General features: G+C 68.5%; 13 protein-coding genes. 6 read left to right on the top strand and 7 right to left on the bottom strand.

Annotated elements, in window-relative coordinates; genetic code table 11:
- Positions 1–7: 7 nt before the first annotated feature.
- From AAHB17_RS13560 to AAHB17_RS13540, 5 genes are all read left to right on the top strand, one after another.
- Entirely contained in the window at positions 8–967 is a 960-nt protein-coding gene (locus AAHB17_RS13560; protein ID WP_342131144.1) for a PDR/VanB family oxidoreductase, read from the top strand.
- 47 nt (positions 968–1,014) lie between these two features.
- A complete protein-coding gene (locus AAHB17_RS13555; protein WP_342131142.1) occupies positions 1,015–2,010 on the top strand; it encodes a Bug family tripartite tricarboxylate transporter substrate binding protein in 996 nt (331 codons plus the stop codon).
- Between the two features lie 351 nt (positions 2,011–2,361).
- Positions 2,362–2,874 carry a cupin domain-containing protein gene (locus AAHB17_RS13550; protein WP_342131141.1) on the top strand — a complete coding sequence of 171 codons (513 nt, stop codon included), beginning with the start codon at positions 2,362–2,364 and terminating at the stop codon, positions 2,872–2,874.
- A gap of 11 nt (positions 2,875–2,885) precedes the next feature.
- Positions 2,886–3,110 (top strand): recombinase-like helix-turn-helix domain-containing protein, encoded by a 225-nt coding sequence (locus AAHB17_RS13545; protein WP_342131140.1) that lies wholly within the window; start codon positions 2,886–2,888, stop codon positions 3,108–3,110.
- 18 nt (positions 3,111–3,128) lie between these two features.
- Positions 3,129–4,163 (top strand): aromatic ring-hydroxylating dioxygenase subunit alpha, encoded by a 1,035-nt coding sequence (locus AAHB17_RS13540; RefSeq protein WP_342131139.1) that lies wholly within the window; start codon positions 3,129–3,131, stop codon positions 4,161–4,163.
- Between the two features lie 107 nt (positions 4,164–4,270).
- On the opposite strand, the gene AAHB17_RS13535 is transcribed toward AAHB17_RS13540, so the two are convergent.
- Both AAHB17_RS13535 and AAHB17_RS13530 read right to left on the bottom strand, forming a co-directional pair.
- On the bottom strand, positions 4,271–5,263 hold the full coding sequence (locus tag AAHB17_RS13535) for a Bug family tripartite tricarboxylate transporter substrate binding protein (protein WP_342131138.1): 993 nt from the start codon (positions 5,261–5,263) through the stop codon (positions 4,271–4,273).
- 37 nt (positions 5,264–5,300) lie between these two features.
- Positions 5,301–6,437: an FAD-dependent monooxygenase gene (locus AAHB17_RS13530; protein WP_342131137.1), complete on the bottom strand. Its 1,137-nt coding sequence runs from the start codon at positions 6,435–6,437 to the stop codon at positions 5,301–5,303.
- A 125-nt stretch (positions 6,438–6,562) separates the two neighbouring features.
- On the opposite strand from AAHB17_RS13530, the gene AAHB17_RS13525 reads away from it, so the two are divergent.
- Entirely contained in the window at positions 6,563–7,549 is a 987-nt protein-coding gene (locus AAHB17_RS13525) for an AraC family transcriptional regulator (RefSeq protein WP_342131136.1), read from the top strand.
- Between the two features lie 126 nt (positions 7,550–7,675).
- Here the strand turns inward: AAHB17_RS13525 and AAHB17_RS13520 are convergent, their stop codons facing one another.
- From AAHB17_RS13520 to AAHB17_RS13500, 5 genes are read right to left on the bottom strand one after another with little or no spacing between them, the layout of a single operon-like run.
- Positions 7,676–8,656 (bottom strand): Bug family tripartite tricarboxylate transporter substrate binding protein, encoded by a 981-nt coding sequence (locus AAHB17_RS13520; protein WP_342131135.1) that lies wholly within the window; start codon positions 8,654–8,656, stop codon positions 7,676–7,678.
- 60 nt (positions 8,657–8,716) lie between these two features.
- Complete coding sequence (locus AAHB17_RS13515; protein ID WP_342131134.1) at positions 8,717–9,496, bottom strand: SDR family oxidoreductase; 780 nt, start codon at positions 9,494–9,496, stop codon at positions 8,717–8,719.
- Positions 9,497–9,498: 2 nt separating this feature from the next.
- Complete coding sequence (locus AAHB17_RS13510; RefSeq protein WP_342131133.1) at positions 9,499–10,494, bottom strand: Bug family tripartite tricarboxylate transporter substrate binding protein; 996 nt, start codon at positions 10,492–10,494, stop codon at positions 9,499–9,501.
- Between the two features lie 17 nt (positions 10,495–10,511).
- Positions 10,512–11,984, bottom strand: a complete 1,473-nt coding sequence (locus AAHB17_RS13505; protein WP_342131132.1) for an aldehyde dehydrogenase — start codon at positions 11,982–11,984, stop codon at positions 10,512–10,514.
- Positions 11,981–12,766: an aspartate dehydrogenase gene (locus AAHB17_RS13500; RefSeq protein WP_342131130.1), complete on the bottom strand. Its 786-nt coding sequence runs from the start codon at positions 12,764–12,766 to the stop codon at positions 11,981–11,983. Before AAHB17_RS13500 ends, AAHB17_RS13505 begins: the two co-directional genes overlap by 4 nt.

Here is a 12,766-nt window from a genome sequence, read left to right as displayed (position 1 = left end):
GCACACGATGAGCCAGAACATTCAAGCCTTCGTGCACACGCTGCGCTACGAGGCCGAGGACATCATCGGCGTGGAGCTGCGACCGGTCGACGGGATGGTGTTTCCGGCCTTCGAGGCCGGCGCCCACATCGACCTGTACCTGCCCAACGGCCTGGTGCGCAGCTACTCGCTGCTCAACCCGCCCGGCGAGACCCACCGCTACGTGGTGGCGGTGCTCAAGGACAAGGCCAGTCGAGGCGGCTCGCGCTGTGTGCACGAGCAGTTGCGCATCGGCATGAAGCTGGCCATCAGTCTGCCTCGCAACAACTTCCCGCTGCACGAAGACGCGGCCCACACGGTGCTGGTGGCGGGCGGCATCGGCGTCACGCCCATCCTGTGCATGGGTCGGCGCCTGCAGCAGCTTGGCAAATCCTTCGAGGTCCTGTACTTCGCGCGTTCGCGCCAGAGCGCCGCGCTGGTGCCCGAGATCGAGGCCCTGGGCGTGCCGGTGCATTGGCATTTCGACGTTGAACAAGGCGGCCCACCCGACCTCAAGGCCCTGCTGGGCACACGCGGCGCGGTGACCAACACCCACTTCTACGCCTGTGGCCCGTCGGTGATGCTGGACAACTTCGTTGCCACCTGCGAAGGCCTGGGCCATGCCAACGCGCACATCGAGCGCTTCAGCGCGGTCGAGGTCGCGGCATCGGCCGACGCGAAGAAGAGCTACACCGTCGAACTCAAGCGCTCCGGCAAGGTGATCGAGATCACGCCCGAGAAGTCGCTGCTGCACACCTTGCTGGACGCCAAGATCGACGTCGATCACAGCTGCGAGGAAGGCATCTGCGGCGCTTGCGAAACGCGTGTGCTTGAAGGCGAACCCGACCACCGCGACTCGGTGCTGAGCGCTTCCGAACACGCCAGCAACAAGATGATGATGGTCTGCGTCTCGGGTTGCAAATCGGCCCGCCTGGTGCTGGACCTCTGAGTTTTCCCCCGTTTCCCCATTCTGCCTTCACTCCTAGGAGAGGTTTCATGCACAAGTCGATGACGCGCCGCCTGGCGCTGGCCGCCACCCTGGCGGCCGCGGCCACGCTGGCGGGCGCGCCCGCGCTGGCTCAGTCCTACCCCAGCAAACCGGTCACCATCGTGGTGGCCTACCCGGCCGGCGGAGACACCGATGCCATGGCCCGCCTGTTCGCCGAGAAGCTGGCGACCCGCCTGGGCCAGCCCGTGGTGGTGGACAACAAACCCGGTGCCAGCGGCACCATCGGCAGCGCCTACGTGGCCAAGGCCGCGCCCGACGGCCACACCCTGCTGCTGGCGCCCAGCACCTTCTCCATCGCGCCGCTGGTGCTCAAGGGCAACAAGTCCGGTCCCGCCTACGACGTGCTGGGGGACCTCGCGCCGGTGATCCAGGTCGGCACACAGCCGCTGTTCCTGGTCGCGGGCGCCAGCGTCGGCGCCAAGGACTTCAAGCAGTTCATGGCCTTGGCCAAGCAGGGAGGCAAGCCTCTGCAGTACGGCAGTCCGGGCAGCGGCTCGCCCATGCACATCCTGGGCGAAATGTTCAACAAGGCGGCGGGCGTGGACATCGCCCACGTGCCCTACCGCGGCGTGGCGCCGGTCATCACCGACGTGCTGGGCGGCCACATTCCCATGACGTGGATGACACTGGGCCCGGTGGCGCCCTACATCGCCAACGGCAAGATGACCCTGCTGGCCGTGGCCGATGCGCAGCGCTCCAAGCTGGCTCCCAGCGTGCCCACCCTGGCCGAACTGGGCGTGAAGGACGTGGACGTGGGCGCCTGGCAAGGTCTGATGGGTCCCAAGGGTCTGCCCGCGCCCATCGTGAAAACGCTCAACGGCCACATGAACGAGATCCTGAAGATGCCCGACGTGGTCGAGCGCCTGCTGACCCTGGGCATCGTGCCCCTGGGTGGCGAGCCGGGCCGCCTGGCCCAGACCAACGCCCACGACTACCAGCGTTTCGGCAAGATCATCCAGGCCTTCAATATCCAGGCCGACTGAGCCTTTCGCTTCAGGTCATCCTTTCAAGCCGCGCGGGCCCTGTGCCCGACGCGGCTTTTTTGTCGTCCTCGCGGCCCTGGTCCCGCGCCTTCGGGCTTCGCATCCGGCCTCCCAAAAGCGGTTTTGTGACACCCATGAACCACTTGTTTTTGGGGTGAAAAGTCAACTTGATCCAAGTCAACTTGCGTGCAGATGGTGTTCAAAAGTGACCATAGACCGCTTGTTTGCCACTGTTGACGGCGTTTTAATGGGAAATCGTTTCAATGGCAAGTCGTTGTTTCCACCGTGAACCAATGCGCGACAACGAGAAGAAGCGATGAGACAACCCCCACCGACCGAAAAGGACTCCGCATGAACACCCCCACCTACCAGCCGCCGGCAGGCCTGAACCTGGGCCAATGGATGAGGTCCCGCGTGGCCACCCGCGCCACCCGCAGCTACGACTGGGACGCCTTGAAGTTCCAGGCCAACCTCGACCCCAAGTACCGCCGCGCCCAGATGCGCTACATCGGCACCGGCGCCACCGGCGTGGCCAGCGACGAGAACACCGTGCCGGCCGAGCACTTCACCTTTTCCACCATGATCCTGCCGGCCGGGGCCGAAGGCCCGCTGCACATCCACACCGATGTGGAGGAGGTCTTCTTCGTGCTGCGCGGACGCGTCAAGCTGATCGCCGAGCTCAACGGCGAGACCTGGGAGATGGAGGCCGGCGAGCGCGATCTGATCTCCTGGCCGGTGGGCGTCTACCGCGGCGTCATCAACATCGGCGACGAGGAAGCCCTGATGTGTGTGATCGTGGGCAACGCCAAGCCCGTCACCCCCACCTACCCGCCCAGCCACCCGCTGGCCCAGGTCAAGCGCTGAAGGAGACGGACATGGCCACACGCCCCCTCTACAACGCCACCCACCAGCAGCGCGCCGCCGCGCCCACCGCCTACGAAAGCTTGCTGGGCGACAGCATCGAACGCGCCTACGCCCAGGGCCAACACAGCCTCGACGGCCTGGTCGCCTACCTCAACGAGGCCGGCCCCGCGGGCCCCAACGGGCAGCCCTGGACGGCCCAGTCCTACTGCGACGAAATGGCCCGTCTGGGCGCCTGAACAACGGAGACATCCCCCATGAACACCCACACCGTCAACGTGATGCTGGACCCGGTCGATCACGCGCTGGAACAAGGCCTCAAGGACCTTTGGTTCCCGGTCCTGCCTTCGTCGCATGTGAAGGCGAATCCGGTTTCCATCCGCCGCCTCGGCCGCAAGATCGCGCTCTGGCGCGACCAGACCGGCACCCTGCACGCGCTCGAAGACCACTGCCCGCACCGCGGCGCGCCGCTGTCGCTGGGCGTGATCCTGGGCGACCGCATCGCCTGCCCCTACCACGGGGTCGAGGTGCGCCAGGACGGCACCGTCACCCGTGTGCCGGGCAGCCCCGGCTGCAAGCTCGAAGGCAGCCGGGCCACGCGCCGCTTCCACGTCACCGAAGCCGCCGGCGCCATCTTCCTGTTCAACGCCACCGAGCCGCACCTGGCCACGCCGCCGGCGCTGCAGCTGCCCGAGGAGCTGACCTCGCCCGAGTGGTCGTCCTTCCTCTGCTATGTGGAGTGGGGCTGCGACTACCGCTACGTCATCGACAACGTGATGGACCCCATGCACGGCGCCTACCTGCACAAGCAGTCGCACACCATGAGCGAGGGCGAGATCAGCGCCGACTTCCAGGTGCGCGACCTGCCCGGCGGCTTCATCTTCGAGAAGAAGGGCCAGCGCGACGTCAACTTCGACTGGACCGAGTGGCGCGAAAGCGGAAACATCCACACCATGCGGCTGGAGATCCCCTACCCCAAGACCGGGGGGCCGGGGGGCAATTTCACCATCATCGGCGCCTTCGCGCCGGCCGAGAAAAACGTCAGCGAGGTCTTCTTCTGGCGCTGCCGCAAGGTGCAGGGCTGGCAGCGTGACACTTGGCGCTTCCTCTACAAGAACCGTCTGGAGGAACGCCACTGGAACGTGCTGGAGCAGGACCGCGTGGCCGTCGAAGCCATGGAACCCGATGCCAACCACCGCGAGTTCCTGTACGCCCACGACACCGGCATCGTTCGCCTGCGCCGCCGCCTCAAGGCCCTGGCCCAGGCGCAACTGGACAAGGCGACCGCTTGAACCTCAGCGGCGAGGTGAACCCCACGGGGGACACCGCCGGGCGGCTGGTGTCGCCCCCTTGAGGGGGGCGGGCCACGCGAAGTGGGCGAGAAACGGAGGGGCGCCCCTCAATCCGCGCGAATCTTGAGCTCGCGCGCGATGTTGCCGTAGCGCTGGTTGTCCGCCTTCATGAAGTCGGCCAGCACCTGGGGCGTGCCACCGAGCACCTCCAGCCCGGCGCCGGTGAACTTCTCGCGCACCTCGGGCAGCTTGAGGGCGTCGTTGATTTCCTGGTTGATGCGGGCGATCGCGGCCTGCGGGGTGCCGGCCGGTGCGAACACCCCGTACCAGGCGTTGACCTCGACACCGGCAAAGCCCTGTTCGGCGGCGGTCGGCAGGTCGGGCAGCAGTGACGATCGGGACTTCTCGGTCAGCGCCAGCGGCACCAGCTTGCTGGCCTTGATGTGCTGCAGTGCGCCGCCCAGGGCCACGTAGAGCAGCTTGACCTCGCCGCCCAGCGCGGCGGTGACCGAGGGCGCCACGCCACGGTAGGGCACGTGCAGCAGGTCCACCTTGGCCGACTGCTTGAACATCTCGCCCGCGAAGTGCATGGGCGAACCGTTGCCGGCCGTGCCATAAGGGATGCCCGGGCTTTTCTTCGCCGCCTCGACCAGCTCCTTGAGGTTCTTCACGCCCAGCGAGGGGTGGGCCAGCAGCGACATGGGCGTGGTGGCCGGCGCGATCACCGGCACCAGATCCTTGTGCACGTCGATGTTGCCGCCCGCGCCGGCCGCCAGCACGTGGGGTGAGATCACCATGGTGTTGGGCGTGAACAGCAGCGTGTGGCCGTCGGCGGGCGAACGCGCGACCTGGCCCGCGCCCAGCAGCGCGCCAGCGCCGGGCTTGTTGTCCACCACCACCGCCTGTCCCAGCTTGGGGGCGATTTTCTCGGCCAGCACGCGGGCGGCCAGGTCGGGGCCGCCGCCGGCGGGGAAAGGCACGACCAGCGTGACCGTCTTGCCGGGGAAGGTCTGGGCAGGGGCCGGGCCGGCCAGCGCCAGCAGCGTGGCGGCGCCCAGGCAGGTCAGGGTCGCTCGGCGGGACAGGGGGGAGGTGTTCATGGGTGGTCCAAGGTAGGGGTGATGGAAAGGGAAGGGATCAGCTGGCCAGTGGCACGTTCCAGGCGTCGTAACCGTACACCCAGTCGGCGTTGCCCGGGCCCTTCATCCACTGGTTGCCACGCGAGCCGATCTGGATCTTGGCGGTGCGTTCCTTGCGGGCGTTTTCGTAGCGTTGCAGCGCCTGGACCGCCTCGGTGCGGGTGGCCACACCCGCCAGCGCACGGCCCAGCACCACCGCGTCCTCGATGGCCATGCCCGCACCCTGCGCCATGAAGGGCAGCATCGGGTGGCAGGCGTCGCCCAGCAGTGTCACGGTGCCCACCGACCACAGCGGCAGCGGCTCGCGTTCGTACAGCGCGCTCTTGAGCGTGCTGTCGCAGGCGTCCAGCAGGGCGCGGGCGTCGGCGTGAAAGTCCTTGTAAAAGCCGCGCAGCTCGTTCACGTCGCCCTCGCTGGTCCAGGATTCCTCGGTCCAGCTGTCCTGGCCGGTGGTGGCGAAGATGAAGGTCTCCCGGCCCTGGTTGAGCGGGAAGGTGACGATCTGGCTCTGCGGGTTGGGGCCCCACCACTTGGTGAAGGCCTCGATCTCGGGCACGTGTTTCACCCGCTCCGTGGGCACCACCGAGCGGAAGGACACCACGCCGGTGAAGCGCGGGGACTCCTCGCCGAACAGCGCGGTGCGCACCCGCGAATGGATGCCATCGGCGCCGACGACCACGTCGAAGTGGGCGTCGCCGCCGTCCTCGAACTGGAGCGTCACGCCGTCCTCGCCCTGGCTCAGGGAGCGGATGCGCTGGCCGAAACGGATCTGCTCGATCGGGAACCGCTCCGCCAGCGCGGCCAGGATGTCGGCGCGGTGGATGGTCACCTGGGGCGCGCCGTACTGCGCCTCGGCCACGTTGCCCATGCCCAGGCGCGAGGTCTCCAGGCCGGTGTCCCAGTCGCGGCTGATGCGGAAGGTGGGCTGGGCGCCCGTGCGGCGGATGGTGGCACCGGCGCCCAGGCCATCGATGGCGCGCACCACGTTGGGCGTGAGGTTGATGTCGGCACCGACGCGCGAGAAGCCCTTGGCCTGCTCGAACACGGTGACCTCGTGGCCTTGCTGACGCAGGGCGATGGCGGCGGCCAGTCCGCCGACACCACCGCCGGCGATTCCAATCTTCAATGAACGCATGGGGACTCCTGGGTTTGCGATGAAAATGGATTGTTCAAGCAATGCCCGCTGCGCTCAACCGCTGGAACGCCCGAAATGGGCACGATTCGTCCAGACTGTTTCACTGCCTATACCGCCGTTTCCACATGGATGTTCTGAGTGAGGTCCTGGCCATCTGCCGTGCCGAACGGGCGGTGACGGCACATTTCCACCTGTTCGCGCCCTGGGGCCTGCGCTCGGACGGCGTGGCCGGCAGCGCCGTGATCCGCATGGCGCGTGGTGCCCCTTGGTGGGTCGAGGTGCCGGGTGGCGGCGGTCCGCTGTTGGTGAACCCCGGTGATCTGGTGATGCTGCCCCTGGGCGCGGCCCACTGGATGGGCTCGGCGCCCGACGCGCCCACCGTGCCCTTTGCCGAGCTGCTGACCCAGCGCACCCCCGGCGCGCGCGACGAGGCACCGCTGGCGCTGCGCCATGGGGGCGCCGGGGCCGCCTGCGAGATGTTCAGCGCGCTGCTGTGGTTCTCGGCCTACTGCCGCCACTCGGTGTTGCGCGTGTTGCCGCCGCTGATCCATGTGCGCGCCGGCGAATTGACCATGGCGGGCAGTCTGGCCGGCATCATGGAGGCGCTGGTCACCGAGACCCTGGCACAGCGCCCGGGCTGGCGGCTCTCGGCCAGCCGCATGGGCGAGCTGTTGCTGGTCAACATCCTGCGCGAGCACTGGCTGCGCGCGGCGGCCTCGTCCGAGGCCGGCTGGTGGCGTGGCCTGGCCGACCCCGCCATCGCCCGTGCCATCACGGTCATGCACCGCGAGCCGGCGCGTGGCTGGAGCGTGGAGGTGCTGGCGCGCGAGGCCGCGATGTCGCGCTCGCGCTTCAGCGAACGGTTCAAGGCCCTGGTGGGCGACACGCCCATGGGCTACCTCGGGGCCCACCGCATGGCGCTGGCCGCCCAGCAACTGGAGGCCGGCCACCTGCCGCTGGCCCGCGTGGCGCAGGACGCCGGCTACGACTCCGACAAGGTGTTCGCCCGCGCCTTCCGCCGCTGGGCCGGGCTTTCACCCACGGCCTACGCCCGGCGCGAACTGGCGCGCCGCTCCGCCATGGGTGAGCCGGCTGCGCCAAACGGGACCTGACCTGTCCCGCATGAAGCATGCCTCGCCCAGGGCACCCGCGGATCCGGCTCCGCCGGTCCGCTGGGTGCGCCCCCTTGAGGGGGGATTCGATCTACACGACGTGAGTGAGAAACGGGGGTGGGCCGATCAATCGGCCATGATCCCGGTTTCCTTGATCACCTTGCCATAGCGCTGGTTGTGCTCGGCGTTGATCTTGGCCAGCGCGTCGGGCGCGCCACCGGCCGGGATCAGGGCCAGCGTGTTCATGCGGGCCTGGACGTCGGGCATCTTCAGGATTTCATTGAAGTGGCCGTTGAGCGTGCGCACGATGTCGGCGGACATGCCCTTGGGGCCCATGAAGCCCTGCCAGGCGCCCACTTCCGCGTCCTTCACGCCACCTTCGACGAAGGTGGGCACGTTGGGTTGCAGCGGCGAGCGCTTGGGATCGGCCACGCCGATGTTGATCAGCTTGCCGTTGGCGATGTACTGCGCGACCGGGCCCAGCGTGGTGTAGAAGGCGGGAATCTGGCCGGCCACCAGATCGATGACGGCGGGGCCGCTGCCACGGTACGGAATCTGCTGCAGCTTGACACCGGCGGCCTTGTTGAACATCTCGCCCAGGATGTGCATGGGCGAGCCGCTGCCGGGGCTGGCGTAGCTGCTGATCTTGCCCGACTTGGCCGCGGCCACATAGTCCTTGAGGTTGGTGATGCCCGAGGTGGCGTTGACCACCAGGAACAGCGACTGCGTGCCGGCCAGCACGATGGGCGTGAAGTCGGTCAGCGGGTCGTAGACGGCGCCGGTGCCGGGCTTGAGCACCAGCGGCGCGGTGGCGATGGTGTTGGGCGTGAACAGCAGGGTGTAGCCGTCGGGGTTGGCCTTCGCCACGTAGGCGTTGCCGATGGTGCCGCTGGCACCGGTCTTGTTCTCCACCACCACCGGCTGACCGACACGCGTGGACAGTTTTTCCGCAAACACGCGGGCCAGGGCATCGGTGTCGCCACCGGGCGGGAAGGACACAACGACGGTGATCGCCTTGTTGGGGTAGGCCTGGGCCATCGCGCCGCCACAGGCAAGCGCGAGGGTGGCGGTGGCGGCGGCAGCGATCAAGAGGCGGCGGTGGTTCATAGGGACTCCTTGTGAACGGTGGGGTGGGGGACTGACGGGAAAACCAGTGGGGAAAAGCGTTCAGAACACGCCCGCGAACGAGCCGCCATCGAGCAGCACGTTCTGGCCGTTGATGTAGCCCGCGTGGGTGCTGCACAGAAAGGCGCAGGTGCGGCCCAGCTCGTCGGGGTGGCCGAAGCGGTGGGCCGGATGTTTGGCCAGGCGCGCCTCGCGCACCTGCTCGACCGACTTGCCTTCGCGCTGGGCCTGGGCATTGAAGTTGCCCGCCAGACGCGCGGTGTCGAAGGTGCCGGGCAGCAGGTTGTTGATGGTCACGCCCCGGGCCACGGTGCTGCGCGCCAGGCCGGAGACGAAGCCGGTCAGGCCGCTGCGCGCGCCGGTGGACAGGCCCAGGCCGTCGACAGGTGCCTTCACCGCGCTGGAGGTGATGTTGACGATGCGGCCCCAGCCGCGCGCCATCATGCCGTCCACCGTGGCCTTGATCAGCTCGATGGGCGCCAGCATGTTGGCGTCGATGGCCTGGTGCCAGGTCTCGCGGCCCCACTGGCGGAAATCGCCCGGGGGCGGGCCGCCGGCGTTGGTGACGACGATGTCGAAGTCGCTGTGCAGCGCGAAGATGCGGGCGCGGCCGGTGTCGGTGGTGACGTCGGCGGCGACCGAGTCGACCCGGCCCGGGCCGATGGCGCGAAGCCGGTCGGCCGCATCTTTGAGCGGGCCTTCGGTGCGGGCCACGATCACCACGTGCACACCTTCCTGCACCAGCGCCTGCGCACAGGCGTAACCCAGGCCGGCGCTGGCGCCGCAGACCAGCGCCTTTTTTCCTTGAAGCCCTAAGTCCATGTCTATTCCATCGTGATATTGCGGGTCTTGATGACTTTGGCCCAGCGCGCGGTTTCGTCGCGGATGTGGGCGCCGAAGGCGGCGGTCTGCAGGTTCCACTCGGTCATGCCCTGCGCCTTGAGCTGCTCGCGCACGGCGGGCTGCGCCAGGATGCCTTGCACGTCGCGTGCCAGCTGCTCCAGCACGTCGGGCGGTGTGCCCGCTGGCGCCAGCAGGCCGTACCACGAGGTGACAACCACGCCGGGCACGCCTTGTTCGGCCAGCGTGGGGATCTCGGGCGCCACCGGCGTGCGGCTGGTGTCGGTCACGGCCAGGGCCAGCAGCTTGCCGCTGCGGATGTGCGGCAGCACCGTGGGCAGGTTGCTGAACATCATGGGCACGGCGCCGCCGAGCACGTCGTTGAGCGCGGGTGGCGTGCCCTTGTAGGCCACGTGCAGGATCTCGGTGTCGGTCTGCGCCTTGAACAGCTCCCCGGCCAGGTGCAGCCCGCTGCCGATGCCGGGCGAGGCGTAGGACAGGGTGTCGGGCTGCTTTTTCGCCAACGCGACGAGCTCCGGCACCGACTTGAACTTCGCGCCCGGGTTGGCCACCAGCACGTTGGGTGTCTTGGCCAGCATGGCGATCGGGGCAAAGTCCTTCTCGACGCTGAAGGGGAACTTGGGCATCAGCGTCGGGTTGATGGTCAGGTTGCCCGCCGGAATGACCAGCAGCGTGTGGCCGTCGGGCTTGGCGCGCTTGACCTTTTCCATGCCGATGTTGCCGGCCGCGCCCGGCGCGTTGTCCACCACGGCGGCCTGGCCGTAGCGCTTGGCCAGGCCATCGGCCACGATGCGCGCCAGGGTGTCGATGGGGCCACCCGGCGGGAAGGGGGCCACCAGGGTGAAGCGCTCTTGCGCCAGGGCTTTTTCGGCGGCGGACTGGGCCAGCGCCAGGCCCGGCAGGGCCAGGGCCACGGTCAAGGCCTTCGTCAGCGCCAGCAGGGTGCGGCGGTGTGTCATGGCGGTGTCCTTGCTGTTCAGGACAGCGCCCAAGGCATGGGCGCGTCGTTCAGGCCGACGTAGAAGCTCTTCTGGCTGGTGTACTCCAGGATGCCCAGGCGGCCCTTCTCCTGGCCGTAGCCACTCATCTTCACGCCGGTGAAGGGCGTGCTGATGGAGAAGACCTTGTAGGTGTTGACCCACACGGTGCCGGTCTGCAGGGCCTTGCCCACGCGCCAGGCGTTCTTGAAGTCGCGCGTCCAGATGCCCGAGGCCAGGCCGAACATGTTGTCGTTGCACTGGGCGATCAGGTCGTCCTCGTCCTTCCAGGGCAGCAGGGCCAGCACCGGGCCGAAGATTTCCTCCTGGCACATGCGCGCGCTGTTGGGCAGGCCTTCGAAGATGGTGGGCAGGTAGTAGCTGCCGGCGTCGAAGTAGCCGCCGGTGGGACGTTCGCCACCGCACAGGACGGTGCCGCCTTCGTCGCGGCCCAGCTGCACGTAGCGCTCGACCGAGGCGCGGTGGCCCAGGTTGACCAGCGGGCCCATCTGGGTGTCCTCGCGCGAGGGGTCCCCCACACGCAGCTTTTTCACGCCCTCGAGCAGGCGGCGCTTGAACTCGTCGTACAGGCTCTCGTGCACGAAGGCGCGCGAGCCCGCGATGCAGGATTCGCCCGAGGAGCTGAAGATGCCGTACAGCACACCGGCCACCGCGTGGTCGAGGTCGGCGTCGGGCATGACGATGGTAGGCGACTTGCCGCCCAGCTCCAGCGAGGTCGGCATCAGCTTCTCGGCCGCGAGGCGCTGGATGCCCATGCCCACGGTGGTGCCGCCGGTGAAGGCGATGCGCTTGATCAAGGGGTGCTTGACCAGGGCGTCACCGACCACGCTGCCCTTGCCGGGCAGGACGCTGACGATGCCGTCGGGCACACCGGCCTGCTGGCAGATCCTGGCGAGTTCGAGCGCCATGCGCGGCGTGATCTCGGCCGGCTTGAACACCATGGCGCAGCCGGCGGCCAGGGCCGGCGCGAGCTTTTGCGCCTCGCTGGCGATGGGGGAGTTCCAGGGCGTGATGGCACCGACCACACCCAGGGGTTCGTGCACGCTCAGGCTCAGGTAGTCGCCACGCGACGGCGTGATGGTGTCTTCCCAGGTCTCGGCGGCGGCGCCGAAGAACTGGAAGGTGCCGGCGGCGCTGGCCACCAGCGCGCGGCACTCCTTGATCGGCTTGCCGTTGTCCAGGCGCTGCAGCTGGGCCAGTTCCTCGCCGCGTTCGCGGATGCCGCTGGCGATGCGGTAGAGGATGCCGGCACGCTCGTGGTGCTTGAGCCTGGCCCAGGCCGGCTGCATGCGCGCCTTCTCGGCCGCTTGCACGGCTTCGTCCACGTCGGCCGCGTTGGCGGCATTCAGGTGGGCCACGGTGCTGCCGTCGTGTGGGTACTCGGTCGTGTACTCGGGGCCCGAGGCATCGCGCCACTGGCCGGCGATGAAGCTGTGGAGTTTCTGGCTCATATGGTGACTGCCGAAGTGCGGTTGTGCAGGAAGCGCAAGGCCGAGAGAACGGTCAGCGCCGAGGTCTTGGGGTTGTCGGGCAGGGGCTTGCCGCGCATGGTGATCTGCATCTCGCCAAAGGCCCCGCGCACGTCGATGTGGTGGATGTTCTCGGTCACCGTCGGGTCGGCGATCAGGCGCACCTGGGTGTGGTCCAGTCCCAGGCCGGCCAGCGACACGGTGGCCGCGACGTTGGCGTTCTTGGGGTACAGGCGCGCGGCCTCGCGGGCGGTGTCCTGCAGGATCACCGTGGGTTCGGTGATGGTGTCGAGGTTGACCACGTCTTCGGCCGGCGTGCCGCGCCAGCCGGTGGGCGGCTTGCGGCCGGTGTAGGTCACGCTGTCCAGGCCGGCGATGCGCGCCGCGGCGATCGCGTCCACGCCACCGATGGCGCCCGACAGCAGGTGCACCTGGGTCTGGCCACGGGCCGCGGCTTCGGCCAACTGCTCGGGCAGGCCGGGCTCGGACAGGGCGCCTATGGACAGCACCGCGCATTCGATGCCACGCGCCAGCGCCGGCACCACGTGTTCGGTCAGGGCCTGGTGGCCGGCACATTCCAGCACCAGGTCGGTGTGTTCGGGCACGGTCGGCACCACCTGGGCATCGCCCGCGTGTGCGCGGGCCGTGGCGGCATGCTCGTCGGGCACCACGATGTGGGTGATGCGCAGGCCCGGCTGCCCGGCCACGCGCTGGAACAGCGTGCGGCCGATGGCGCCAAAGCCGATCAGGGTGACGTTCTGCAT

This window comes from Hydrogenophaga sp. OTU3427 (assembly GCF_038440225.1).
Classification (GTDB): Bacteria; Pseudomonadota; Gammaproteobacteria; order Burkholderiales; family Burkholderiaceae_C; genus Hydrogenophaga.
The sequence above is the reverse complement of the archived record's forward strand: the minus strand, read 5'-3'. Positions and strand labels throughout refer to the sequence as shown.

Bases quoted from the DNA above. Each gene is read 5' to 3' on its own strand.
- AAHB17_RS13560 (WP_342131144.1), top strand. From the start codon at position 8: ATGAGCCAGAACATTCAAGCCTTCGTGCACACGCTGCGCTACGAGGCC.
- AAHB17_RS13555 (WP_342131142.1), top strand. From the start codon at position 1,015: ATGCACAAGTCGATGACGCGCCGCCTGGCGCTGGCCGCCACCCTGGCG.
- AAHB17_RS13550 (WP_342131141.1), top strand. From the start codon at position 2,362: ATGAACACCCCCACCTACCAGCCGCCGGCAGGCCTGAACCTGGGCCAA.
- AAHB17_RS13545 (WP_342131140.1), top strand. From the start codon at position 2,886: ATGGCCACACGCCCCCTCTACAACGCCACCCACCAGCAGCGCGCCGCC.
- AAHB17_RS13540 (WP_342131139.1), top strand. From the start codon at position 3,129: ATGAACACCCACACCGTCAACGTGATGCTGGACCCGGTCGATCACGCG.
- AAHB17_RS13535 (WP_342131138.1), bottom strand. From the start codon at position 5,263: ATGAACACCTCCCCCCTGTCCCGCCGAGCGACCCTGACCTGCCTGGGC.
- AAHB17_RS13530 (WP_342131137.1), bottom strand. From the start codon at position 6,437: ATGCGTTCATTGAAGATTGGAATCGCCGGCGGTGGTGTCGGCGGACTG.
- AAHB17_RS13525 (WP_342131136.1), top strand. From the start codon at position 6,563: ATGGATGTTCTGAGTGAGGTCCTGGCCATCTGCCGTGCCGAACGGGCG.
- AAHB17_RS13520 (WP_342131135.1), bottom strand. From the start codon at position 8,656: ATGAACCACCGCCGCCTCTTGATCGCTGCCGCCGCCACCGCCACCCTC.
- AAHB17_RS13515 (WP_342131134.1), bottom strand. From the start codon at position 9,496: ATGGACTTAGGGCTTCAAGGAAAAAAGGCGCTGGTCTGCGGCGCCAGC.
- AAHB17_RS13510 (WP_342131133.1), bottom strand. From the start codon at position 10,494: ATGACACACCGCCGCACCCTGCTGGCGCTGACGAAGGCCTTGACCGTG.
- AAHB17_RS13505 (WP_342131132.1), bottom strand. From the start codon at position 11,984: ATGAGCCAGAAACTCCACAGCTTCATCGCCGGCCAGTGGCGCGATGCC.
- AAHB17_RS13500 (WP_342131130.1), bottom strand. From the start codon at position 12,766: ATGCAGAACGTCACCCTGATCGGCTTTGGCGCCATCGGCCGCACGCTG.